This window comes from Neobacillus sp. FSL H8-0543, assembly GCF_038592905.1.
In the GTDB taxonomy this organism is placed as follows: domain Bacteria; phylum Bacillota; class Bacilli; order Bacillales; family Cytobacillaceae; genus Neobacillus.
This window is the reverse complement of the sequence record NZ_CP151943.1, coordinates 4,121,306-4,146,233: the sequence shown is the minus strand read 5'-3', so window position 1 is coordinate 4,146,233 and position 24,928 is coordinate 4,121,306. Positions and strand designations below refer to the sequence as shown.

The 24,928-nt window shown below is 40.4% G+C and carries 20 protein-coding genes; 1 reads left to right on the top strand and 19 read right to left on the bottom strand.

Going from position 1 to position 24,928, the window contains the following annotated elements; all coding sequences use genetic code 11:
• Positions 1–2: 2 nt before the first annotated feature.
• The 10 genes from rsmB to NSS81_RS20835 form a co-directional block, all read right to left on the bottom strand.
• The gene (rsmB, locus tag NSS81_RS20880) at positions 3–1,352 is read right to left on the bottom strand and encodes a 16S rRNA (cytosine(967)-C(5))-methyltransferase RsmB (protein ID WP_342430551.1); all 1,350 of its coding nucleotides are present in this window, start codon (positions 1,350–1,352) and stop codon (positions 3–5) included.
• A gap of 4 nt (positions 1,353–1,356) precedes the next feature.
• Positions 1,357–2,301: a methionyl-tRNA formyltransferase gene (fmt, locus tag NSS81_RS20875; RefSeq protein WP_342430550.1), complete on the bottom strand. Its 945-nt coding sequence runs from the start codon at positions 2,299–2,301 to the stop codon at positions 1,357–1,359.
• Complete coding sequence (def, locus tag NSS81_RS20870) at positions 2,298–2,783, bottom strand: peptide deformylase (RefSeq protein ID WP_342430549.1); 486 nt, start codon at positions 2,781–2,783, stop codon at positions 2,298–2,300. Before def ends, fmt begins: the two co-directional genes overlap by 4 nt.
• A gap of 135 nt (positions 2,784–2,918) precedes the next feature.
• Positions 2,919–5,330: a primosomal protein N' gene (priA, locus tag NSS81_RS20865; RefSeq protein ID WP_342430548.1), complete on the bottom strand. Its 2,412-nt coding sequence runs from the start codon at positions 5,328–5,330 to the stop codon at positions 2,919–2,921.
• On the bottom strand, positions 5,317–6,540 hold the full coding sequence (gene coaBC, locus NSS81_RS20860; protein ID WP_342434098.1) for a bifunctional phosphopantothenoylcysteine decarboxylase/phosphopantothenate--cysteine ligase CoaBC: 1,224 nt from the start codon (positions 6,538–6,540) through the stop codon (positions 5,317–5,319). The genes priA and coaBC overlap by 14 nt, the downstream gene beginning before the upstream one ends.
• Before the next feature lie 259 nt (positions 6,541–6,799).
• Complete coding sequence (gene rpoZ, locus NSS81_RS20855; RefSeq protein ID WP_342430547.1) at positions 6,800–7,009, bottom strand: DNA-directed RNA polymerase subunit omega; 210 nt, start codon at positions 7,007–7,009, stop codon at positions 6,800–6,802.
• Position 7,010: 1 nt separating this feature from the next.
• Positions 7,011–7,625 carry a guanylate kinase gene (gmk, locus tag NSS81_RS20850; protein ID WP_342430546.1) on the bottom strand — a complete coding sequence of 205 codons (615 nt, stop codon included), beginning with the start codon at positions 7,623–7,625 and terminating at the stop codon, positions 7,011–7,013.
• Between the two features lie 11 nt (positions 7,626–7,636).
• Positions 7,637–7,897 carry a DUF370 domain-containing protein gene (locus NSS81_RS20845; protein ID WP_342430545.1) on the bottom strand — a complete coding sequence of 87 codons (261 nt, stop codon included), beginning with the start codon at positions 7,895–7,897 and terminating at the stop codon, positions 7,637–7,639.
• A gap of 59 nt (positions 7,898–7,956) precedes the next feature.
• Positions 7,957–8,832: a YicC/YloC family endoribonuclease gene (locus NSS81_RS20840; RefSeq protein WP_342434097.1), complete on the bottom strand. Its 876-nt coding sequence runs from the start codon at positions 8,830–8,832 to the stop codon at positions 7,957–7,959.
• Between the two features lie 126 nt (positions 8,833–8,958).
• Positions 8,959–11,637 (bottom strand): calcium-translocating P-type ATPase, SERCA-type, encoded by a 2,679-nt coding sequence (locus tag NSS81_RS20835; RefSeq protein ID WP_342430544.1) that lies wholly within the window; start codon positions 11,635–11,637, stop codon positions 8,959–8,961.
• A gap of 434 nt (positions 11,638–12,071) precedes the next feature.
• Here NSS81_RS20835 and NSS81_RS20830 point away from each other — a divergent pair, with 434 nt between their 5' ends.
• A complete protein-coding gene (locus tag NSS81_RS20830; RefSeq protein ID WP_342430543.1) occupies positions 12,072–13,784 on the top strand; it encodes an NFACT RNA binding domain-containing protein in 1,713 nt (570 codons plus the stop codon).
• A gap of 35 nt (positions 13,785–13,819) precedes the next feature.
• Here NSS81_RS20830 and pyrE read toward each other — a convergent pair whose 3' ends face one another.
• The 9 genes from pyrE to NSS81_RS20785 form a co-directional block, all read right to left on the bottom strand.
• Positions 13,820–14,452, bottom strand: a complete 633-nt coding sequence (pyrE, locus tag NSS81_RS20825; RefSeq protein ID WP_342430542.1) for an orotate phosphoribosyltransferase — start codon at positions 14,450–14,452, stop codon at positions 13,820–13,822.
• Positions 14,449–15,165 (bottom strand): orotidine-5'-phosphate decarboxylase, encoded by a 717-nt coding sequence (gene pyrF / locus NSS81_RS20820; RefSeq protein ID WP_342434096.1) that lies wholly within the window; start codon positions 15,163–15,165, stop codon positions 14,449–14,451. Before pyrF ends, pyrE begins: the two co-directional genes overlap by 4 nt.
• The gene (locus NSS81_RS20815) at positions 15,137–16,078 is read right to left on the bottom strand and encodes a dihydroorotate dehydrogenase (RefSeq protein ID WP_342430541.1); all 942 of its coding nucleotides are present in this window, start codon (positions 16,076–16,078) and stop codon (positions 15,137–15,139) included. Before NSS81_RS20815 ends, pyrF begins: the two co-directional genes overlap by 29 nt.
• Positions 16,075–16,848 carry a dihydroorotate dehydrogenase electron transfer subunit gene (locus NSS81_RS20810; protein ID WP_342430540.1) on the bottom strand — a complete coding sequence of 258 codons (774 nt, stop codon included), beginning with the start codon at positions 16,846–16,848 and terminating at the stop codon, positions 16,075–16,077. Before NSS81_RS20810 ends, NSS81_RS20815 begins: the two co-directional genes overlap by 4 nt.
• Entirely contained in the window at positions 16,845–20,051 is a 3,207-nt protein-coding gene (gene carB / locus NSS81_RS20805; RefSeq protein ID WP_342430539.1) for a carbamoyl-phosphate synthase large subunit, read from the bottom strand. Before carB ends, NSS81_RS20810 begins: the two co-directional genes overlap by 4 nt.
• On the bottom strand, positions 20,030–21,136 hold the full coding sequence (locus NSS81_RS20800) for a carbamoyl phosphate synthase small subunit (RefSeq protein ID WP_342430538.1): 1,107 nt from the start codon (positions 21,134–21,136) through the stop codon (positions 20,030–20,032). The genes carB and NSS81_RS20800 overlap by 22 nt, the downstream gene beginning before the upstream one ends.
• Positions 21,133–22,419, bottom strand: coding sequence for a dihydroorotase (locus tag NSS81_RS20795; protein WP_342430537.1), 1,287 nt, complete (start codon positions 22,417–22,419; stop codon positions 21,133–21,135). The genes NSS81_RS20800 and NSS81_RS20795 overlap by 4 nt, the downstream gene beginning before the upstream one ends.
• Positions 22,379–23,323: an aspartate carbamoyltransferase catalytic subunit gene (locus tag NSS81_RS20790; RefSeq protein ID WP_342430536.1), complete on the bottom strand. Its 945-nt coding sequence runs from the start codon at positions 23,321–23,323 to the stop codon at positions 22,379–22,381. The genes NSS81_RS20795 and NSS81_RS20790 overlap by 41 nt, the downstream gene beginning before the upstream one ends.
• Before the next feature lie 144 nt (positions 23,324–23,467).
• Entirely contained in the window at positions 23,468–24,778 is a 1,311-nt protein-coding gene (locus NSS81_RS20785; RefSeq protein WP_342430535.1) for a solute carrier family 23 protein, read from the bottom strand.
• Positions 24,779–24,928 lie beyond the last annotated feature (150 nt).

Sequence of the window (24,928 nt, the reverse complement as noted above, 5' to 3'; positions counted from 1 at the left end):
TGTTACACCTTCTTTCTTAAGCATGCAATAAAGAATCCGTCAGACCCAAAGTCTTGAGGGAAAATTTGTAAAAAACCACCTGTAATCAATGGTTGAATTGCTTCAGGCATACGATTCTTGAATGTATCATCCTCTTCAAAGTGAGGGTTATTCTCCAAAAACACCTTGACTGTATTTTCATTTTCCTCTTTATCTACTGTACACGTACTATAGACAAGAACGCCACCTTTTTTCACTAAAGCGGATACAGATTTTAGCAGATTTTGCTGAATACTACTTAACTGGAATATATCCTGTTCTTTTTTTGTATATTTCATGTCAGGCTTTCTTCTCATTACGCCGAGTCCTGTGCATGGTGCATCAAGCAGCACCCGATCAAAGGACTCTTCTTCAAAGTGTTCCCCTACTTGTCTGGAATCCATTACGATTGTTTTAATATTATCCAAACCTAAGCGCTTAGAATTATCATTGATTAGTTTAACTTTGTGTTCATGAAGATCAAGAGAAACCACTTCCCCCGAATTCCCCATGCGTTCAGCTATATGTGTACTTTTTCCTCCTGGTGCTGCACAAGCATCAAGAACGATTTCATCTTCCTTAGCCCCGAGTGCGTAGGCAGCAAGCATCGAGCTCTCATCTTGGATAGAAAGCAAACCATCCTTAAAGGCCTTAGAGGAGGCCAGATTCCCTTTTAATGCTCTAATTGAATCAGGAATAACCGAGCTTTCCTCGATTTGATATCCCTCATCAATAAGCAGACTGATACAATCAGCTCTTGTTGTTTTTGTTCTATTTACTCTTGCTGTTTGCATAGGAACAGTTAGGTTCACTTCGCACATTTCCTTTGTTTTTTCAAAACCAAACTGATTTACCCATCTTTCAACAAGCCATTTTGGGTGGCTTGTTTCAATCGACAGCCTTTCAATGGAGTCAGCCACTTCAGCCAATGACGGTAAACCCTGTCGCTGTATACTTCTTAACACACCATTTACCATACCGGAAATTCCTTTGTGGCCGCGTTTTTTTGCAATCTCAACTGCTTCAAAAATAGCCGCTCTATCTGGAATTTTATCAAGATAAACCATCTGATAAAGGGTTAATCTCAATAAATGAAGAACCCAATTTTCTAATTTTTTATTCGATTTAATAAACGGCTGTAAAAAGAAATCAAGTGCCATTCTTCGCTGCAGGGTCCCGTATGTTAGTTCTGTTAATAAACCAATATCCTTTTGGGGCAGCTGGTTTTTTTCAATCGTTTTGTTTAACAGCAAATTACTGTATGATTGGTTTTTTTCAATAGCAGTGAGAAGATCCATTGCCGTTTCACGCACATTTTTCCTAGTTGAAGTCATATCATTATTCTCCTAATTTGCTGCCTATTATTAGTTTCGAACCGGCTCCCCTGAAGAATACGTCACTCTTCATTCTTGTTTTCCCAGCTGGCTGCAGCTCTGTAATCATTATTGATGTTTCGTTTCCAGTACTTACTGTTATTCCATCCGTTTCACTTTTTAAGATAGTACCTGGCTCTTGCCTCGTTATCCCAGATACCTTTTCAGTCTTCCAAACTTTTAATACCTGTCCATCAAGCAGTGTAAAAGCAACCGGCCAGGGATTTAAACCGCGGACATGGTTATAGATTTCTTCCCCAGACTTTGACCAATCAATCTTCTCCTGCTCACGCTTTATATTAAAAGCAAAGGTTGCATCATCATTATTTTGGGGAATGGGTGTGATCTGCCCATCAAGTAAACGGGGCAGTGTTTCTGAAAGCAAAGTCGCTCCTGCCTCGCTTAGCTTATTATGCAGTGTACCGACATTGTCATCCTCAGTGATAGGAACTTCAACCTGTGTTAAAATGTCTCCAGCATCTAATTTTTCAACCATGTACATAATCGTAATTCCTGTTTTCTTCTTTCCTTGGATGATTGCATAATGAATAGGTGCACCCCCGCGGAGTTCAGGAAGGAGAGAGGCATGGACGTTAATACAGCCGTGTGCCGGGGCATCTAACAATTCCTTCGGTAAGATTTGCCCAAATGCTGCTGTAATAATTAAGTCCGGTTCTAAGCTGATAATCTTTTCGTATTCTTCTTGCTGACGTATTTTCTCAGGCTGATAGACAGGAATTCCGTGTTTCATTGCTTCTGCCTTTACAGGGGGAGGAGTTAATACTCTTTTTCTTCCCACTGGACGGTCTGGCTGGGTTACAACACCAATCACTTCATAACCGTCATTTATAATCTTTTGAAGCACTTTTACTGAAAAATCAGGTGTACCCATAAAAATAACTTTGGTCATTCACTTTCTACTCCTTTTAACTCATCTACCTCGAGATAGCGGGTTACCTTTGTTGTGAATAATATCCCGTCTAAATGGTCTATTTCGTGTTGAATTGCCCTTGCTAGGAATTCCTCTGCTTCAAGTATATACTTTCTTCCTTTTCGGTCGAAGGCCTCAATCTTCACATAATTAGGTCTTGTGACCTCTCCAAAAAGGTCAGGAAAACTTAAGCATCCTTCTGGGCCATTTTGTTCTCCAGAGGTCTCAATTATTCTTGGATTAATCATTTCAATGGTCCCTAATTCATTATCGATATCGACAATAGCAATTCTCTCTTCAAGTCCGATTTGAGGTGCTGCTAGTCCAACACCATCATGTTCAATCATCGTATCATACATATCATCGAGCAATTTCCCAAGCTTTTTGTCAAACTTCTGAACCGGCTTACACTGTTTTTCGAGAACTTCTGCCGGGTAAGTAATAATCTTTTTTATTGCCAAAACTGTTCCTCCATTTATGCTTTTTTCAGTAAAAAAGTAATGCTCTTTCTTTCAACTAATTTCATCAAATTTATTGCTATCATTTTCGCCCAAAAACCATGATCATAACCTTTATTACCGCGATATTTAGGTATTTTACATTAAAATAAAGGGGTTAACGTCGATGGATACCAGCAATCCGCTTTTTGCATTTGGCTGGTATTGATCTAGTATGGTCTTTAACGTTGGGTATAGCTCTGGTTCACGCTTATATTTGATTAAACATTGATAGCGATATCTATTGTTAATTCGCGGAATAGGCGATGCTGATGGTCCAAGGACTACAGCACGGTTAGAAATACGTGAACGAACAAAGGCTGCAATTTTCTCAGTTGCAGAAATTACAGTTATTAACTCCTCGTGGCTAACAGTAATTAAGGATAAATAATAAAACGGCGGATAACTATGCATTTTCCGAGCCATCATTTCTCTATGGTAAAAGCGGTCAAAATCTTGTTTTCCGGCCAGTTCTATACTGTAATGCTCAGGAGTATAGGTTTGGATGACGACCTCTCCCGGTAATTCGTGGCGCCCTGCTCTGCCGCTCACCTGGGTTAACAGCTGAAAGGTTTTCTCAGAAGAACGGAAATCAGGTAAATGGAGCATGGTATCTGCAGAGAGAACTCCCACTAGCGTGATATTTGGAAAATCAAGACCTTTCGCTATCATTTGCGTCCCTAAAAGTATATCTGCCTTTCCATCTTGAAAATCCTTTAATAGTCTTTCATGCGAACCCTTTCTGCCGGTTGTATCTACATCCATACGAATGATCCTTGCCTCAGGAAGGATCTTACCCAGTTCATCCTCTACCTTTTGCGTTCCCGTTCCAAAATAACGGATATATTCACTATTACATTCTGGACAACTTTTGGGAACAGGTGCTTCAAAACTGCAATAATGACACTTCATTTGTTCATTTACACGGTGGTAGGTTAAGGAAATATCACAATTAGGACAATTCATGACATAGCCGCAATCCCTACACATGACGAACGAAGAGTGACCACGTTTATTTAAAAATAAGACTGTCTGCTCTTTTCTCTCGATTCTTCCTTTAAGCATTTCAAAAAGCTTTCTAGAAAACATGGAACGATTTCCATCACGTAGCTCTTCACGCATATCGATAATTTCAACCGCTGGAAGTGCCTGCTGGTTCATTCGCCTTGGAAGAGTCAGTATCTGATAGACGCTTTTTTGAGCCCTGGCAAATGATTCAAGCGATGGGGTTGCACTGCCGAGTACAACAGGACAGTTATAATTTTTAGCTCGTTCGATGGCAACATCCCTTGCATGGTACCTCGGCATATCTTCTTGCTTATAGCTTGTTTCATGTTCTTCATCAATGATGATAATTCCAAGATTTTCAAACGGAGCAAAAATCGCTGATCGTGCTCCTACAACAACACTAACCTCATTGCGTTGAATCTTTCTCCATTCATCATATTTTTCACCCGCTGAAAGCCCACTGTGTAAAACAGCCACCAGGTTTCCAAATCTGCCTTTAAAACGATTTACCATCTGCGGTGTAAGGGCAATTTCAGGAACTAGAACAATCGCTTCCTGTCCCTTTTCAATAACCTCTTGAATCGATTGCAGATAAATTTCTGTCTTGCCGCTTCCTGTTACCCCATAAAGCAGGAATACCTCATGAAGGTTATTTTCAATTGTATTTAAAATTGGTTTGATAACTGTTTGCTGATCATTCGTTAATGGTAATGGCAACGTACGTTCAAACACTCTATTTTGATAGGGGTCTCGGTAAACCTCCTGATCCTGTTCCGTTAATAGTCTTTTTTCAACTAGAGCTTTTACTGTAGCGGCAGAAATATTTAAGTCTTTTAATAGTATTCTCATTTCAACCGCATCAGGATGTTGAACAAAATAACTTAATACTTCCTTCTGTTTTTCTGCTCTTTTGGGTAGTTTATTTATCACAACTTCCAATTCTGCTTCTGCTACAAGGGGTTGAACAAATTTTATATACTTTTTTTTGAGTCTTTCCTTTACTTCATAAATAATCTCAAGATGACCTTTAGCCGCTTCTCGTTGGAGGATAGGAACTAACCCATTCTTTAAAGCATCCTCCCATGAAAAAAATTGTTCGTTTTTGAAAAATTCATGTAGCTTTACCGGTAAATTCTCTTTATTTATTCCTTGAGCAAGTTTGACTTTCTTATCGTATTTCGCTTTCAATGCTGCTGGAAGCATAACCTGAAGAGCAAAAATTTTAAAACAGAGTGTCGTATCAGTCAACCAAGCAGCTAGCTTTAGTTGTTCCTTATTAAGGACTGGCTCAAGGTCCATTGGTTCAATAATCTCACGAAGTTTTTCAAAAGCAGATTCTGACTTAATCCCGGTAATAAAACCTTGAATCTTTCTAGGTCCAAATGGGACAATCACTCTCATCCCTGGCTGAATCGTATCCGTCCACTCTTCAGGAATCAGATAGTCAAACGTCTTGTCTGTATGTTTAGCTGGTACATCAACAATTACGCTAGCGATCTTCATTTGGTTCCAAATCCTTCAGCGACACTGCTATTTCATCAATTATTCTTTGGGCAACTTCCCTTTTAGACAGCAATGGAAGCTCAATTTTTGGCCCAACACGTTTATAAATCGTAACGATATTGGTATCTGATCCAAAGCCCGCTCCTTCAGCAGTTACATTATTGGCAACAATCATATCGGTGTTTTTAGCCTGTAACTTTTTCTTTGCGTATTCTTCAACATTGTCTGTCTCAGCTGCAAAGCCAACAAGCACATGATTTTTCTTCATTTTTCCTAATTCAAGCAATATATCTTTCGTTCGTTCAAGTTCAAGAATGGCATTCCCGGTCTGCTTCTTCATTTTATAGTCATAGGTTATTTTTGGACGGTAATCAGCAACCGCAGCTGTTTTAATGACGACATCAGCAGCATCTGCGTATTTAAAAACCTCTAGATACATGTCTTCTGCACTCTCTACCTTAACTAATTGTAAACCAGATGGCGCGGTTAGATTAACAGGTCCAGATATTAACACGACCTTTGCCCCTTCTTTTTTTGCAGCTTCTGCAAGGGCATATCCCATTTTGCCTGTGGAATGATTTGAGATAAACCGAACAGGGTCGATTTTTTCTCTCGTTGGGCCCGCAGTAATAACTACCGTTTTCCCTTTAAGCTTTAAAATATCTTTCTGTAAGAAGCGGTCATTGATTAACTGGACGATTTTCTCTGGCTCCTCTAGTCGACCTTTGCCAATATACCCGCATGCAAGGTACCCTTCACTCGGTTCGATAAATTGATAACCATATCCGGCTAAGATCGATATATTCTTTTTCACTGCTGGATGATCATACATATGAACATTCATTGCCGGTGCAATCCAAACGGGAGCTGTCGCTGCCAATAATGTTGTTGTAATCATGTTATCAGCTATTCCGTTTGCTAGTTTAGCAATTGTATTTGCTGTCGCTGGCGCAACGACAATAAGATCTGGCCAATCAGCAAGATCAATGTGTGCAATTACATTAGGATTTTTTTCTTCAAACGTATCTATGTAAACTTCATTGCGGGACAATGCCTGAAAGGTTAACGGGGAAACAAATTTTGCTGCAGCGTCACTCATAATAACCTTCACTTCAAATCCAGCCTGAACTAGTTTACTGGTTAAGGCCGCTGCTTTGTATACAGCGATTCCACCTGTTACACATAATAATATTCTTTTTTTCATTGTCATCATACCCCCACTTCAGTCTCGTACTTATTCTTTTATTATGCTAGACTACTACCGATTTTTCACCTTTTTCAGCCGTTTTTCTACAAAAACTTTTCATAAAGGTTTACTTGCCTGTTGATTGGAGCTCCAGGCACTTCACTTTCCGCGGGCAGTCCGCTCCATCAACACTGAATTTTGCTAAGAAAAATAAAAAGGCTGACACACTGGTGTTGTCAGGCCTTTCATTAAATACTTTTCTATTTAAGATTGATCCTTAATGTTATTCAGCAGATTTCTTGGCGATTCGATATGTTAGCTCTCCACTGTAGATTTCTTCAAGAGCTTTCCCTACAAATTTGTATGAAACATACTTCGGTAATCTTTCATCACGGCTTTGTTGCATTGAACGGGCACGTTTTGCTGCAACGGAAACAAGCGAGTATTTTGAATCAATTTTATTAAGCAATGAATCTATAGAAGGATACAACATTTTATTCAACCTCCAGCAATTTTTTATATCGATGTTCCACACGTTCCCTGCGGCAATGTTCAGCCATTACAATTGCTTTCACACGCTCACAGGCTAACTCTACTTTATTATTTTCAACAACATAATCATATAATTCCATCATTTCAATTTCCTCACGTGCAGATAGCAGCCGGTTGTTAATTAATTCTTCTGTTTCGGTTCCTCTTGTCACAATTCGATTTTTCAATTCGGAAAGGCTTGGGGGCATTAAAAAGATAAATAAACCCTCTGGAAATTTCTCCCGAACCTGACGGGCACCCTTTACTTCAATCTCAAGAAAAACATCTTTTCCAGCATCCAAGGTATCACGAACATAATCAACAGGTGTTCCATAATAATTTCCAACAAATTCAGCATGTTCCAAAAGTTTATCCTGATCGAGCAATTCTTCAAACTCTTCCCGGGACTTAAAAAAATAATCAACCCCATCAACTTCACCAGGACGAGGCGCGCGGGTTGTCATTGAGATGGAATATTCAAAGGCTGTATCTGGATGGGAGAATATTTCTTTTCGAACCGTACCTTTACCAACACCTGATGGTCCGGAGAGTACGATAAGTAATCCTTTTTCCTGCATTTTCTAATATCCTACCCTTCATCAATAATTTCATCATGATCAGATAATCGATTAGCAACTGTTTCTGGTTGAACAGCCGATAAAATGACATGGTCACTATCCATGACAATTACAGCCCTTGTTCTTCTGCCGTAAGTTGCATCAATTAATGATCCTCGATCTCGTGCATCTTGAATAATCCTTTTTATTGGAGCAGATTCAGGGCTAACAATTGAAATAATCCGATTGGCAGATACGATATTTCCAAATCCGATATTAATTAATTTTATCACTTGTTATCATCCAATCATCAATAATATATTTTTACCTTGCAGAAGCTATTCTAAACCGTCTATTCAATATTTTGAACCTGTTCCTTCAATTTTTCCAGCAAACTTTTTATATCGACAACTTTTTTAGCAATATTCGAATCATTTGCTTTTGAACCAATCGTATTTGTTTCTCTGTTCATCTCCTGGATGAGAAAATCAAGCTTCCGACCGACAGGTTCTTGCTCTTCGATTGTCTTTAAAAATTGCTGAATATGACTCTTCAACCTAGTTATTTCTTCATTAATATCGACTTTATCTGCAAATATAGCAACTTCTGTTAAAATCTTTGATTCATCAATTTGACCATTAACAAACTCTTGCATCCTCTTTTGTAATCGTTCTTTATACGAAGAAACAACTTGGGGAGCATATTTTTGAAGTTCATTAATATTTATTTCGACTTGCAAAATAGAAGTGAGTAAATCCTTTTTTAATTCTTCTCCTTCAGCCATTCGCATTTGTTTTAGAAGCAGCACAGCTTTCTCAGTTGCCGTCAAGATTAAGCTTTCAAGCTCTTCATTACCGTCATCGCTTTCTTCAATATGTATAAATTCGCTCCGATTAAGTAAATCCTGAAGTGTTACTTTCCCTTCAATATTATATTTTTTGCGCGCTTGCTCGATGAACAGATGATATTCTTCAATAAGCTTCCAATCGACGCGGACTTTGCGAGTAATCCTTCCTTCTCCTTCAATTGTTATGAAGACTTCTACCCTGCCGCGGCGCAGCTGCTGATTTATTTTTTTCTTTATTTTATCTTCAAGCTTTAATAGCTGTCTTGGCATCCGAATATTCACTTCACAAAAACGATGGTTGACCGTTTTCACTTCAACATTCACTGAAAAGGCTACTGACTCCACCCTACTTCTTCCAAATCCTGTCATACTAATAACCATCATTTACACATCCAATCCACGAAAAAGAGCTCAGCTTTCTTAAATATGTATAGGATAATAATATTATTCTAAAACTGCCAAAAGGTAATAGAGTAAACCCTATTACCTTTTGGATTATAACATACTTTATTTTGTTTTTCTTAACAAAAATGATCCGGCTAGTAAAAAAGTTGGAATTGACGAAAGTCCAATAATCAGCAACCAGTCATTTGCTAATATAGCAGTGGTATGAAAGATTGGCTGTAATGGTGCATAGTAAATAACAACCAGCATCAATACAAGAGATGAAATGACTGCCCACACAAGGTAGGGATTCCCAAATGGATTACGTGACAAAACTGATTTTTCACTGCGGCAATCGAAAACATGAATAAGCTGCGCCAAGACAAGTGTTGCAAATGCGATTGTTTGCGCATACTGCAGATTATCAGTATCTCTATGATAAACAATAATGAAGGCGACCAGTGTTACTAATCCAATGAGGAAGCCTCTAGAAATTACTTTCCAACCTAAACCGCGAGCAAATATTCCTTCATTTGGACTGCGAGGCTTGCGTTTCATCACATCTTCCTCAGGCCGGTCAAGTCCGAGAGCCATCGCAGGCAATCCATCCGTTACTAAATTCACCCATAGAATTTGAATCGGGACTAAGGGCAGAGGAAGGGCTAATAGCATAGCAAAAAGCATCACCAATATTTCACCAACGTTCGATGCAAGCAGATAGCGGACAAATTTACGAATATTTTCATATATATTACGACCTTCTTTAATCGCAGCCTTGATTGTCGCAAAATTATCGTCCAGCAGTACAAGGGATGAAGCCTCTTTTGCAACATCTGTTCCAGTTATACCCATTGCCACTCCAATATCAGCTGTCTTTATTGCTGGTGCATCGTTTACTCCATCACCTGTCATGGCAACAATATGGCCTCTATTTTGCAACGCTTTGACAATTTTTAATTTATGTTCCGGTGAGACTCTAGCAAATACAGAAACATCATCCACAATATTTTCTAGTTCATCTACTGACATGACAGAAAGGGCATTCCCATCAAGCACCTTGCTTTTCTTTGTTAATATCCCCAGTTGAGCTGCAATTGCCTTTGCTGTAATCACATGATCACCTGTAATCATGACCGTTTTAATTCCCGCTTCCTTACATTCTTTAACCGCGTCTTTCACTTCAGGTCTAGGCGGGTCAATCATTCCCTGAACACCGATAAAGGTAAGCTTTTTCTCTGCTTCCTGTTCACTTAAAATAACAGTATTTGCTTGCACCGGCTTAAAAGCTATCGCAATCGTCCGAAGGGCCTGTGAAGCAAGTTCATTAATAGCATTCTGAACATTATTTTGCACTTTATCACTTAAAAACTGGGTTTTTCCATCCCAAAGAATCGATTCACTTTTTCCCAAAATGACATCAGGAGCACCCTTTGTCACAATAAAATGCCTGCCCATTTTATCTTTCACATGCATGCTCATCATTTTTCTTACTGAATCAAATGGGAATTCATTGATGATTGTGAATTCATTTAATAGGTTGGTGCGGTCAAAACCTGCTTTCATTGCACTTACAAGGAGTGCGCCTTCTGTCGGATCTCCATCTAGAATAATATCGTCATCTTTTACGACCAGATCTGAGTGATTACAAATCATTCCGAAAATTAGCATCTGCTGCAATGCCTTTTCGTTCTTTGGCTGAACAAGGGCTCTATTCAGGTAAAAGTCGCCACGCGGCTGGTACCCTACACCATCAACAGTCCAAGTATTTCCACCGCTCCATAAATGGGTAACGGTCATTTTATTTTGTGTCAATGTTCCTGTTTTGTCGGAACAAATGACTGATGCACAGCCTAGTGTCTCAACAGCAGGAAGTTTCCTTACGATTGCATTTTGCTTGATCATTTTTTGAACACCAAGTGATAAAGCAACTGTTACAATTGCTGGTAATCCTTCTGGAATCGCAGCAACCGCGAGTGATACACCCGCTAAGAACATTGTATAAAGATCATTTCCTTGTAAAACCCCCACCACGACAACAAGTACGGTTAATAGCAAGGCAACTGTTATTAAGATTTTTCCTAATTGTTCTAACCGTCTTTGTAAAGGAGTATCTTGTGTCTGGGCCCTTTGGAGTAAATCGGCAATTTGGCCCATAGCGGTTTTCATTCCAGTGGCAATGACAACTCCTATCCCACTCCCTCTTGAAACCATCGTGCCCATGAATGCAATGTTTTCCATATCACCAATTCCGGGATTTGGTGTTTGCAAACCATTTATATGCTTTGAAACGGGGACAGACTCACCCGTTAGCGCAGACTCTTCTATTTCTAAACTTCGCACTTCAATAATTCGGACATCGGCGCCAATCCGATCGCCACTAGAAAATTTAATAATATCACCAGCAACAATTTCTTTGGAGGGGATTTTAATCCACAATCCATCCCTCAAGACGGAAACTTGAGGAGCTGATAACTCTTTTAATGCCTGAAGCGATTTCTCTGCTTTTCTTTCTTGAAAGAATCCAAGAAAACCATTAATTATGACAATAGCAATGATGGCGATTGCATCAATATATTCTCCCAGCAACCCCGAAACTAATGTTGCTGCGAGTAGTACGAGAACCATAAAGTCTTTAAATTGGCTAAAAAATAAGAGCAAAGCAGATTGCTTTTCTCCTTCTTCCAATTCGTTATAGCCGTGCTTGGCAATCCGATTATTTACTGCTTCCTGTGATAATCCAGACGAAAAGTCGGTATCTAAGGCCTTTTCAACTTGTTTTATCTCCATCTCATGGAATTTCATCCGACCATCTCACTTCCCCCTTTATTGATTCAGACTAGCTCTAAAGAAAGCATATTCAGCCTTGTCCAAAAAAATGCTATGATTAAGAGAAACTTCAATTCGTTCACTATTTGGGGTAAAATAAGACAGAAAATAAATTTATAGGATATAATAATTGCTCTGTTAAAGGTTATTGTTATTTTAACTCTGTTGATTGGAGCGTAAGGCACGAAGGACTCCTCGAAAATGCTACCGCATTTCCTTCGTGCGGTGCATATTCAAGGAAGCCTATTCAATATCCTGCGGGAGTACGGGGCTGGGAGACCCCACAGGCGCTGCAGCGCCGAGGAGGCTCCCTGGCACGCCCGCGGAAAGCGAAGTGCCTGGAGCGGAAATCAACAGCCATTTATAAGAGCAAATTAATATATATATGAATGTAGTAAAGGATGTTTTTCATGTCATTTGATGGTTTATTTACAAAAGCAATGGTTAATGAACTGTCTCTTGCCTTAAAAGGCGGGAGAATAAACAAAGTTCACCAGCCCTATAAAAATGAAGTAATCTTAACCATCCGTGCAAACGGATTAAACCAAAAGCTCCTATTATCGGCACACCCCAGCTACGCAAGGGTACAGTTAACCAAAGAATCATATGAAAATCCAAGCGAACCGCCAATGTTTTGTATGCTACTCCGAAAACATATCGAAGGATACATACTCGAGGATTTATACCAAGTTGAAAATGATCGGATGATTATTTTTGAAATTAAAGGACGTAATGAAATTGGCGATATTAGCTATAAACAGTTAATTATTGAGATCATGGGAAGGCATAGTAATATCGTAATTGTTGATAAGACACGCAATCTCATCCTTGATAGTATTAAGCATGTTTCATTTGCAGTGAACAGCTTTCGTGCAATCCAGCCGGGACAGCCTTACGTCTTTCCTCCAGCACAAAATAAACAAAATCCTTTCCAGGCAGTTGAAGGAGATGTTTTAACATCGCTTGATTTTAATAGCGGTAAGCTGGATCGTCAGATTGTTGAACACTTTGCAGGAACCTCTCCGTTATTCGCGAAGGAAGTTATTTTTCAAAGCGGTCTTGCCAATCGAACGACAGTACCAAATACATTCATGACCCTTATAAATAGAATCAGGACAGGTGATTTATCCCCCGCAATCATGTCTGCAGGCGGGAAGGATACATATTACCTTTTCCCACTTGGACATGTAATCGGCGATAGTAAAACCTTCAATTCTTTGAGCGAAATGCTCGATCGTTATTATTTTGGGAAAGCAGAGCGTGACCGTGTAAAGCAGCAAGGAAATGACATTGAGAGATTAATTATCAATGAAAAGGAAAAAAATGAAAAGAAGATTGAAAAATTGCAGGATACTCTCATAGAGGCAGAGAAGGCAGATCAATTTCAGCGCTTCGGGGAACTGCTTACTGCTAATCTATATGCTGTAAAAAAAGGGATGAAAGAAATAGAAGTCCTTGATTATTATGATGAATTAGAAGGTACCGTGATCATTTCACTGAATCCGCGCAGGACACCCTCAGAAAATGCGCAAAGGTATTTTTCTAAGTACCAGAAAGCCAAAACTGCTGTAATTGTTGTTATGGAACAAATTGAACTTGCCAGTGCCGAGGTTGCGTATTTCGAAAATCTCTTGCAGCAGGTACAAACGGCGTCACCGAAGGATCTCCAAGAGATTCGCGAAGAGTTAATTGAAGGCAAGTATATCCGAGGCCGCCAAAAACGAAATGCCAAAAAGTTAAATACCGCCAAGCCTGTGCTCGATCATTTCCATTCCTCAGACGGGATTGATATTATTGTTGGGAAAAATAATAGACAAAACGACTATTTGACGAATAAGCTTGCTGCAAGGGACGAAATTTGGCTCCATACAAAGGATATTCCTGGTTCACATGTTGTCATACGCAGTAAAGAACCAACGGAGGAGACCATTCGAGAAGCAGCGATGCTAGCGGCATATTTTAGTAAAGCAAGAAATTCAAGCTCTGTGCCCGTTGATTTTACCAAGGTTCGCTTCGTGAAGAAGCCTAATGGGGCAAAACCAGGATTTGTGATTTATGACAATCAGCAAACTGTTTATGTTACTCCTGATGAAGAAATGGTTTTACAATTAAAGAAAAATTAAAAAGTTCCCGGTTTCCGGGAACTTTTTAATTTAAGCTAAACGTATTGTTTGCTCCATTCGGTTGGATCGTTGCTCCATGACAGCAGGCTTTCTTGCTCCTCACTGCTGATGTCTCCTTTAGCATTCGCCGCCTCTACTAAAGCTGTAAAATTAGTTAGTGACGCACTTTTAATCCCAGCTTCTTTAAGCACTAATTCACCCTTCTTCAGCCCGTATGTAAAGATGGATACAACACCTAACACGTCACAGCCAGCTTCCCGTAGTGCTTGAACCGCTGTAATCACACTTCCACCTGTGGAAATTAAATCCTCGACAACCACTACTTTTTTTCCCGCTTCGACTCTGCCCTCAATCTGATTTCCTTTTCCGTGACCTTTAGGCTTTGAACGAACATAACACATTGGTAAATCCAAAAGCTCACTGACCCAGGCCGCATGTGGAATTCCAGCTGTTGCGGTTCCAGCGATAATTTCCGCCTCAGGGAAATTTTCAAGTATAAGCATTTGTAAACCCTTTGCAATTTCTCTTCTAACTGCTGGATAGGATAGGGTAAGACGATTATCACAATAAATAGGTGAGCGTAATCCTGATGTCCATGTAAATGGCTCATTCGGTTTCAATTCCACTGCATTAATTTCTAGTAGTTTTTCAGCAATCATATGTTTCATTGACGAACTCCCTTCCATGCATCTAGCCATTTTTCATAACTTTTAACAGGCTCTGCTGCCCTTGTTATCGATCTCCCAACCACGATGGAGCTCACCCCTGCACTTTTAGCAAATTGTGGTGTAGTGACACGTTTCTGGTCACCGATATGATCATTTTCCATACGAATTCCTGGTGTAACCGTTAAAAATGGGCTGCCAATCCTGTCTCTGATATAACTAGCTTCCCATGCTGAACAAACTACTCCATCTAAACCCGATTCTTTCGTTAACGAAGCGTAGTGCAAAACCGATTCAGTGAGCGAAACAGGGATAAGCTGATCATTTTTCATTTGTTCTTCAGAGGTACTGGTCAATTGTGTGACAGCGATACACTTCGGCCGTTTCCTTCCTGCAGCGGTCCCCGCATCCAAGCCTTCGATGGCAGCCTCCATCATTTCTTTTCCCCCTGCTGCGTGTACATTGACTAGATCGCATTCTAATCTAGCAAGTCCTGTCATTGCACGTTTTACCGTATTTGGGATATCATGAAGCTTTAAATCAAGAAATATCAGATGACCTGATTCTTTTAATCTATGAACAATAGAAGGACCTTCCTGGTAAAATAACTCCATGCCCACTTTAACAAAAAGCTTTCGATCCTCGAAAGGCTCTAAAAAACCTACTACTTCTTTACCTGTTGCAAAATCAAGCGCGATGATGAGTGAGTTGTCCACCCGCATTCCAGCTCCTTCCCTTACATTCACTGATGTGTTCATAACCTAATTTATCTAGCAGCTGCGGTAACTCTTCAATTATCGTTGGGCATACAAATGGGTCTACAAAGTTAGCCGTTCCTACAGCTACGGCGCTTGCCCCTGCATAAAAGAATTCAATTACATCTTCAGCAGATTGAATCCCACCCATACCAATAATCGGTAGGTTAACCGCTTGACTTACTTCATAAATCATCCGTATCGCAACTGGTTTTATTGCGGGACCGGATAAGCCGCCCGTCCGATTAGCCAAAATTGGCTTACCCGTCTTTAAATCAAGCCTCATCCCGACAAGCGTGTTAATCATCGTCAGACCATCAGCACCGCCCGCTTCAACTGCTTTTGCCATTTCAACAATATTGGTGACATTCGGCGAAAGCTTCACATACACAGGCACCTGCGATACTTCCTTCACTTTACGGGTTAATTGCTTTGCAACCTCTGGAATTGTACCAAATGCAATCCCGCCCGTCTTTACGTTCGGGCAGGAGATATTTAATTCAAGGGCTTGAACATTCGCTGCTTTAGAAATTTCTCTTGCAACCTCGATATACTCTTCTTCTAATGACCCCGCAACATTGGCAATAATCGGAACGTTATGTTGTGCGAGCCATGGCAATTCTTCGTTATAAACTTTTTCCAGACCTGGATTTTGCAATCCAATCGCATTAAGCATCCCTGAGGATGTTTCGGCGACTCGCGGTGTAGGATTCCCAAATCTGGGCTCGACAGTCGTTGCCTTTATCATGATTGCGCCAAGGACACTTAAATCATAGAATTGACTGTACTCACGGCCAAACCCGAAACAGCCAGAAGCGGGCATAATTGGATTCTTTAATTTTAAGCCTGGTAGTTCTAAATCTAACCGACTCATATCAGTACCTCCCCGGCACGGAAAACTGGTCCATCGCTGCACACCTTTTTATATGAAACTCCCAGCGGATCCTTCGCACTCCTGCAAACACAAGCAAAGCATGCCCCAATACCACAGCCCATCCGTTCTTCTAAGGATAAAAATACTCTCTTTTTTGGATAGGCTTGTTCTAATGCTTTTAACATTGGAATAGGGCCGCATGCATACATACAATCAAAACTTAAATCCTTAATGACTTCTGTAACAAAACCGCGATTCCCATAAGAACCGTCCACAGTTGCAACAAAAGTTTCACCATTTTCCAAAAATTCCCTTTCATAAAAAACGGCCGATTCTGTTTGAAAGCCAAGTACATGGATTACCTTTACTCCTTTGGCCTTCAACTGATTGGATAGCTCATATAACGGGGGGACACCGATCCCTCCACCCACTAACAGCGCTGTTTCACCAACCTTCATTTCATTAACAGGGAAGCCGTTGCCTAATGGACCAAGAATATCAATTGTTATTCCTGGTTCTAATTTAGCTAGTAAGGTAGTTCCAATGCCATCCTTACGATAAATCATCGTGAATTGCTTGCTCTTTTGATCAAACGATGAAATACTAATCGGTCTTCTTAAAAGCGGGTCTCCATTAGCTGAAACGCGAATATGCGTAAATTGTCCAGGTGCTGCAATTTCGCTTACCAATTCCGCTTTTACTGTCAGCTCGTATATGTCATCTGCGATTTCCTTTTGGCTGACAATGCTGCATAATTCCTTTTTTATCATACAAAGACGACCTCCTTAGACTCTGGTACAAGTGCCTCTGCTGAAAAGTTCATTGATTCAATTACCCTTAGAATAGCATCAGCTGTGTCTAGAGAAGTTAAACATGGGACTCCATTTTCAACAGCCTCACGGCGAATTCTAAATCCATCACTTTCTGGCTGCTTGCCTTTTGTCAATGTATTAATAATGAACTGGGCTTTGCCATGCTGGATGATATCTAGTAAAGTTGTTCCTTCTGAGCCAATTTTGCTGACAACCTTAACTGCAAGTCCGGCAGATGATAAAACGGAAGCTGTACCACTTGTTGCCATTAATCGGTAACCGTTCCCGGCAAATCGCTTCGCCAACTGTAGTGCCTCTTCTTTATCTTTATCTGCTACCGTGAATAAGACTGTTCCAAACTTTTGGATGTTCATACCCGAAGCAATCAATCCTTTATACAGAGCCTTTTCAAGTGTAGTATCCTTCCCCATAACCTCTCCGGTTGACTTCATTTCTGGTCCAAGCGTGATATCAACACTTTTCAGCTTTGCGAATGAAAATACCGGTACTTTTACGAAGACCTCATTCTTTTCAGCAATTAGTCCTGAACGATATCCTTGATCCAGCAATGAAACTCCTAAAATAGCTTTCGTTGCAATTTTAGCCATCGGGATATTCGTAATTTTACTCAAAAATGGTACGGTCCTGCTCGACCTTGGGTTGACCTCAAGGACATAGATCTGGTTGTCTGAAATGACATATTGAATATTTAACAAGCCTACAATATTCAAACCTAATGCTAACCTTTCTGTGTATTCGGCTAGCTTCTTCTTCATTTCAGCAGATAATGTTTGCGGCGGATAGACAGCAATCGAATCACCTGAATGGACCCCTGCTCGTTCGATATGCTCCATTATTCCAGGAATGAGGACATTCTTACCATCAGAGATGGCATCTACTTCGATTTCTTTTCCGGTTAAATAACAATCGATTAAGACTGGATGCTCAGGGTTAATTTTCACGGCATTTTTCATGTAACGAAGCAGTTCATTTTCATGATAAACTATTTCCATTGCCCTGCCTCCAAGGACATAGGAAGGGCGAATTAAGACAGGATAGCCAATTTCATCAGCTATAATAAGGGCTTCTTCAACCGATAATGCTGTTTTACCAACGGGCTGAGGAATGTTTAATTGCACAAGTGAATGTTCAAATTTATCCCTATTCTCTGCTCTGTCTAAGTCCTCTAAACTTGTTCCTAATATTTTTACTCCATTTTCAACAAGCTGGGAAGCTAGGTTAATCGCTGTTTGCCCGCCAAATTGAACCACAACTCCTAGCGGATTTTCCAACTCGACAATATGCATGACGTCTTCGATCGTTAGCGGTTCAAAGTATAACTTATCGGAAATGCTGAAGTCAGTAGAAACTGTTTCTGGATTGTTGTTAATGATAATCGCTTCATAGCCTGCCTCTTTAATTGCTTTTACACAATGGACAGTTGCATAATCAAATTCAATGCCCTGGCCAATGCGAATTGGACCTGAACCAAGAACGATGACACTTTGCCTGGCAGTGACAACTGACTCATTTTCTTCCTCATATGTGCCATAGAAATAAGGTGTTTCAGATTCAAACTCAGCTGCACACGTATCTACCATTTTATATACCGGGACAATGCCCATTTCATGACGCCATTGGTAGATATCGTTTTCTGTACTCTTCCATAATTCAGCAATCTTCTTATCGGTAAAGCCTTTTTGTTTCGCTTCTTTTAAATTTTCCGTTGTAAAAGGAGTATCCGTTAGTCTTGTCTCAAGTTCAATGATCCCTTCCATCTTTTTCAGGAAAAACAAATCGATATTGCTCCATTCATGGATCATTTTAATACTAACTCCGCGCTTTAAGCTCTCTGCTATGTAGAACAGACGCTCATCCCCAGCTTTTCTAATACGCTTCTCGAGCAGCTCATCATCTATTTCAGATGCTGTATTTAATTGGAAATGATAGCTTCCATTATCTAGTGAACGTATTGCTTTAAGTAATGATTCCTCAAATGTCCGGCCAATTGCCATAACTTCACCCGTTGCCTTCATTTGCGTTCCAAGTGAGCGGTTGCCTGATTCAAATTTATCGAATGGCCACCGCGGTATTTTAGTGACAATATAATCGAGGGCTGGTTCAAAGCATGCATAGGACTTTCCGGTTACCGGATTAAGCATTTCGTCTAGTGTTAAACCGACAGCAATCTTAGCTGCAAGTTTGGCAATTGGATAACCAGTTGCTTTTGAAGCAAGGGCCGAGGATCGACTTACCCTTGGGTTTACTTCGATGATATAGTAGTTATAGCTATCAGGATCAAGGGCAAGCTGCACATTACAGCCTCCCTCAATCCCTAAGGAACGAATAATTTTCAGCGAAACATTTCTAAGCAGGTGATATTCACGATCACTTAATGTCTGACTAGGAGCAACAACGATCGAGTCCCCTGTATGAATACCAACCGGGTCAATGTTTTCCATATTACAAACGACAATCGCGTTATCATTCGAATCACGCATGACTTCGTATTCAATTTCCTTAAAGCCTGCGATACTTTTTTCAAGCAAGCATTGATGAACCGGACTGCTCTTCAGACCTGATGTGACGATTTCTTCCAGTTCTTTATGATTGTGACAAATGCCTCCGCCTGTTCCTCCAAGTGTATAGGCAGGACGGACAATCACTGGGAATCCCACCTTTTCAACAAAGTTATGGGCCTCTTCCATTTGATGAACAATTACACTATCAGGTACTGGTTCCCCTAACTCGTTCATTAAGTTACGGAATAATTCACGGTCTTCGGCTTGCTTGATCGCCGAAAGCCTCGTTCCGAGAATTTCAACCTCGCACTCCTCTAAAATTCCAGAATTGGCTAATTCAACAGCAAGATTCAGACCAGTTTGCCCGCCAAGAGTAGCTAAGAGTGCATCTGGACGCTCCTTGCGAATGATTCTGCTAATAAATTCGGTTGTTAATGGCTCGATATATACCGCATCAGCTATCTCCGTATCAGTCATAATTGTTGCTGGGTTCGAATTTATGAGAATAACACGATAGCCTTCTTCTTTTAGAGCCATGCATGCCTGAGTACCGGCGTAGTCAAACTCGGCAGCCTGACCGATGACAATCGGACCTGAACCGATAACTAAAATAGAATTTATATCTGAACGTTTTGGCATATTGTCGTTACCTCCTTATTTCCGTACTCAATCATGACAAGAAATTGATCAAATAGACCGTTTGTATCTTCAGGACCCGGTGATGCTTCAGGATGATACTGCACTGTAAATGCTGGGTAATCTAAATGCCTCAGCCCTTCAATTGTCCCATCATTCAAGGCAGAATGTGTAATTGTTAGCCTCGTATTTTCTATTGACTTTTCCTCGACAGTAAAACCATGGTTTTGGGCTGTTATTGAAATCTTACCTGTAGATAAATCCTTTACTGGATGGTTGGATCCTCTATGTCCGAACTTCATTTTGGCAGTATTCGCACCGCAAGCGAGGGCAAATAATTGGTGTCCGAGGCAAATTCCAAAAATCGGTACCTTGCCCAACACCTCTTTTATCATGTGTATTCCTTCAGGAACATTTTTCGGATCTCCAGGTCCATTCGAGAGCATAATCCCATCTGGTCGCAGCTGAAGAATTTCATCAGCAGTTGTATGATAAGGCACAACGATGACGTCACACCCACGCTTATTTAATTCACGTAAAATTCCGTGCTTCATTCCAAAATCAACGAGAACAATTCTTTTCCCCCGCCCTGGGCTAGGGTAAGCATTTTTTGTTGAAACTCTCCTGACTTGATCAATCGGAAGTTTTGCTTGCCTTAATTTGCTTACTACTTCTCTCGGATCATTTTCAATACTGCAAATGGTTCCTTTTAATGTCCCATATTGGCGGATGATTCTTGTTAATTTACGTGTATCAATCCCTGAAATCCCAGGAATTTTCTTCATTTTAAAATATTCATCGATTGTAATTTCACTCCTCCAATTGGATGGGAAATCTGTTACCTCTTTTACAATAAAGCCCTTTACGGCAGGATTAATTGATTCAAAATCATCACGGTTAATTCCATAATTTCCGATTAACGGGTAGGTTAGCATGACAATTTGTCCACAGTAGGATGGATCCGAGAGAATTTCCTGGTAACCTGTCATTCCAGTATTAAAAACAACTTCCCCCATAGTATCCATATGCGATCCAAACCCGTCTCCAATAAAAATTGTTCCATCTTCTAAAACGAGCTGCGCCTTCATACTTTTACACATCCTTTTTCCCAAACTATCTGACCTTCTGAAATGGTCATCTCTGGCCATCCTTTACATTTCCAGCCTTTAAACGGTGTACTTTTACCTTTAGATAGAAATTCCTCTGGATCGATCATACGCTCTTCATTCAGATTTAAAAGGACAATGTCTGCTGGTGCACCGGTAACTATTTTCCCATATGGAAGCTTAAAGGACTCTGCTGGCTTAATCGTGAAATATCCAATTAGTTCTTCGACTGTTAGAATTTTTGTTAAAACAAAATGAGTATATAGAAGGGGGAAAGCCGTTTCTAGCCCTACAATGCCAAATGGTGCTAAATTCATTCCCTCACTTTTTTCTTCAAGTGTATGTGGGGCATGGTCGGTTGCGATAAAATCAATCGTTCCATCCATTAGTCCTGCTATTAATGCATCTCTATCAGCAACCGCACGTAATGGGGGATTCATTTTATAATTTGTATCAAGATTTGGAATATCGTCTTCTGTTAATAATAAATGATGTGGTGTTACTTCTGCAGTAACATGGATACCCGCTCGTTTTGCATCTCTTACCACCCTTACGGACTCTTTTGTACTTATGTGACAAACATGATAATGGCAGCCTGTAGCCTCTGCAAGCAGTACGTCCCTAGCAATCTGTACAGACTCACATACTGAAGGAATTCCGTTTAAACCATTTTTTTCTGAAAAAGTTCCTTCATGTACACATCCTTTATTTATCAGCGTGTTCTCCTCACAATGAGCAACAATCGCCATATTTGCAGCTGCAGCTTTATTCATGGCTTCAAGCATCATATTCGCAGATTGAATCCCTACTCCGTCATCAGTAAATGCGAATGCACCTGCCTTTTTTAATGACTCGAAATCTGTTAACTCCTGCCCCAGCTCTCGAATCGTGATCGAGGCATACGGTAAAACGCGTACCTTTGCAGTTTCTTGAATTCTTTTTTGCAACCAATTCATTTGAGCCTCTGAATCTGGAACCGGCCTTGTGTTTGGCATCGCAGCCAAGGTTGTGAATCCTCCTCTAGCAGCGGCTAGGGTACCTGTAGCAATCGTTTCTTTTTTCTCACCACCAGGTTCGCGTAGATGAACATGCAAATCAATAAACCCTGGTGAAACAAGCAACCCAGTAGCATCCACTTTTCTATCTACAATGTCTTTAATTTGCTTTTCAATTTTTACTATCCTTCCGTTTTCTATTAAAATATCAGACTGATCTATTTCTCCATTAGCTGCTATGTACTTTGAATTTTGAATTAGTATTTTCATATATCGTTCCTCCTTCAATATTTTCGATGGATCGCTTTAAGACCGCCATTCTTACATATACACCATTTTCCATTTGCTTAAATATTCTAGAACGTTCGCATTCTACTAGGCTATCAGCTATCTCAACGTTTCGATTTATCGGAGCAGGATGCATTATAATACTTTTCTCTTTCATTTGCTTTTCCCTTTTCAATGTAAGACCAAATTGTTGATGGTACTCTGCAGCAGAGTAGCTACCCTTCTTTTGATGTCGTTCGTGTTGAACACGAAGGAGCATCACAACATCAGCTTCCTCAACTGCATCATCAATTGGTGTAAATCTTGATGAACTTAGACTATTAATATCAAACCATTCAGCTGGTCCAGAAAAGATTACTTCTGCCCCCAGCCTTGTTAATAAATCAGCATTGGAACGCGCCACTCTGCTATGACTGATGTCACCAATAATGGCGATTTTCAGACCAGCAAATTTCCCGAACTCCTGATGGATCGTTAACAGGTCAAGCAGTGATTGTGTTGGATGATGGCCGCATCCATCACCGCCATTAATAATCGGTACATTCACTTTCCCTACCAGTTCGTCAAAATAACGGTCCTGCCCGTGACGAATGACGATTGCATTTACCCCGATGGATTCTAGCGTTTTAACGGTATCGTATAGCGTCTCTCCCTTTTGAACACTCGAGGTTTGAACTTCAAATGGAATGACACCCATACCAACTCTTCTCTCTGCAACCTCAAAGCTGCATTTAGTTCTTGTACTTGCTTCGAAAAACAAGTTAGCAGCATACATCTGACCTTCCGGACGCCATTTCATACCATCAGCAAAACTTTGTGCATCAGCTAAGATTTGATAAACCTCTTCCACTTTTAATTCATTCGTGGTTAATAAGTGATTTAACATGTTCTGCCACCCTTCATTTTTTGTATAAAAATAACCCTGATCAATTGACCAGGGTGTATAAATCTATACTAAGACCATTATTTTCTAATGGCACTTACTATTACACCCTTATAAGCCTCTCTGGACTTCTTTAAAAGGTAATCTTTATGCTATATTCTGTTTATCATTCACAGCAGTTTCTTCAAACATATTTTCATCTACTGGTTGCGCTCCTGGAAGAATGAGGTTTAACAATACACCAAGTATTGCCGCTAAGGCCATTCCTTCAATTTGGAAATTGTTAGCCAATTTGACAACTGCGCCACCGATTCCAACGACAAGGATAACAGATGAAATAACAAGGTTGCGTTTATCGGCGAAATCAATTTTGCTGTCAACTAGCATTCTTAGGCCAGAAGATGCAATGATTCCAAAGAGCAGAATTGATACCCCTCCCATAACAGGTGTTGGGATTGTTCCAATTAATGCAGTCATTTTTCCAATAAACCCAAAGATCGTTGCCAGTACTGCGGCTCCTGCGATTACATAGACACTGTAAACTCTCGTGATAGCTAATACACCGATATTTTCTCCGTACGTCGTCTTTGGCGGACCGCCAATTAGGGCAGAAATCATTGTAGCCATGCCATCACCTAGAATCGAGCGATGTAAACCTGGTTCTTTAATATAATCACGTCCAACGACTTTACTAAGCACAAGCTGGTGCCCAATATGTTCAGAAAGGGTAACAACGGCAACTGGAACCATTAGAGCGACAATGTCCCATGTCACTTTTACCTCATAGCTTACAAACGGAATGATAAACTCGGGCATTTCAAACCATTTTGCATCCAGTACTGGTTGAAAATCGACAATTCCGACGAATAATGCGTAGATATATCCGATCACAATCCCGGCTAATATTGGGATAATACTTAACATTCCTTTGGCATATATTGAGAAGATAATTGTCGCTGCTAAGGTTACGAGTGCGACTGAAAAGTGGAGCATGCTGTACTCTCCTGCAGAATTATTCATTGCCATATCAACGGCCGTTCCAGAAAGGGCTAAGCCGATTACAATGATAACTGGACCAACTACAATTGGCGGCAGTAATTTCATAATCCATCTATGTCCTGCCCTACTAATGATAAGGGCTACAATTCCATATACAAGCCCTGCCAGGAAAGCGCCAACCATTGCCGCCCCTGGACCCCCAGCTTCTTTTGCCGCTATCACTGGTACAATAAAGGCAAAGGATGAGCCTAGGTATGCAGGAACCTGAAATTTTGTAATGAGAAGAAACGCTAATGTTCCAAGCCCGCTTGTGATTAAGGCAATGGCAGGACTTAATCCTACTAAGTATGGAACGAGGATCGTCGCACCGAACATCGCGAATAAGTGCTGTAAGCTTAGTGTCAGCCATTGGACTGGATTTGGGATCTCTGCTACGTCTAAGATAGGTTTATTGTTCATTTTTTCTCCTCCAGTAATATCTTTATTATTTTGTGTTTGTTTTCAAAAAAAAATCCTTTGACCATGTAGGCACAAAGGGGTATAGGAATTCCGACAGATGTATACTGAAGGCGATTTCCCCTTTGACAGCCTCACGGGACTGCATTTAAA

What these genes read in the sequence shown, in the direction of transcription:
- rsmB (WP_342430551.1), bottom strand. Translation starts at nt 1,352, where the DNA reads ATGACTTCAACTAGGAAAAATGTGCGTGAAACGGCAATGGATCTTCTC.
- fmt (WP_342430550.1), bottom strand. Translation starts at nt 2,301, where the DNA reads ATGACCAAAGTTATTTTTATGGGTACACCTGATTTTTCAGTAAAAGTG.
- priA (WP_342430548.1), bottom strand. Translation starts at nt 5,330, where the DNA reads ATGAAGATCGCTAGCGTAATTGTTGATGTACCAGCTAAACATACAGAC.
- coaBC (WP_342434098.1), bottom strand. Translation starts at nt 6,540, where the DNA reads ATGACAATGAAAAAAAGAATATTATTATGTGTAACAGGTGGAATCGCT.
- rpoZ (WP_342430547.1), bottom strand. Translation starts at nt 7,009, where the DNA reads ATGTTGTATCCTTCTATAGATTCATTGCTTAATAAAATTGATTCAAAA.
- gmk (WP_342430546.1), bottom strand. Translation starts at nt 7,625, where the DNA reads ATGCAGGAAAAAGGATTACTTATCGTACTCTCCGGACCATCAGGTGTT.
- NSS81_RS20840 (WP_342434097.1), bottom strand. Translation starts at nt 8,832, where the DNA reads ATGGTTATTAGTATGACAGGATTTGGAAGAAGTAGGGTGGAGTCAGTA.
- NSS81_RS20835 (WP_342430544.1), bottom strand. Translation starts at nt 11,637, where the DNA reads ATGAAATTCCATGAGATGGAGATAAAACAAGTTGAAAAGGCCTTAGAT.
- NSS81_RS20830 (WP_342430543.1), top strand. Translation starts at nt 12,072, where the DNA reads ATGTCATTTGATGGTTTATTTACAAAAGCAATGGTTAATGAACTGTCT.
- pyrE (WP_342430542.1), bottom strand. Translation starts at nt 14,452, where the DNA reads ATGAAACATATGATTGCTGAAAAACTACTAGAAATTAATGCAGTGGAA.
- NSS81_RS20815 (WP_342430541.1), bottom strand. Translation starts at nt 16,078, where the DNA reads ATGAGTCGGTTAGATTTAGAACTACCAGGCTTAAAATTAAAGAATCCA.
- NSS81_RS20810 (WP_342430540.1), bottom strand. Translation starts at nt 16,848, where the DNA reads ATGATAAAAAAGGAATTATGCAGCATTGTCAGCCAAAAGGAAATCGCA.
- carB (WP_342430539.1), bottom strand. Translation starts at nt 20,051, where the DNA reads ATGCCAAAACGTTCAGATATAAATTCTATTTTAGTTATCGGTTCAGGT.
- NSS81_RS20800 (WP_342430538.1), bottom strand. Translation starts at nt 21,136, where the DNA reads ATGAAGGCGCAGCTCGTTTTAGAAGATGGAACAATTTTTATTGGAGAC.
- NSS81_RS20795 (WP_342430537.1), bottom strand. Translation starts at nt 22,419, where the DNA reads ATGAAAATACTAATTCAAAATTCAAAGTACATAGCAGCTAATGGAGAA.
- NSS81_RS20790 (WP_342430536.1), bottom strand. Translation starts at nt 23,323, where the DNA reads ATGTTAAATCACTTATTAACCACGAATGAATTAAAAGTGGAAGAGGTT.
- NSS81_RS20785 (WP_342430535.1), bottom strand. Translation starts at nt 24,778, where the DNA reads ATGAACAATAAACCTATCTTAGACGTAGCAGAGATCCCAAATCCAGTC.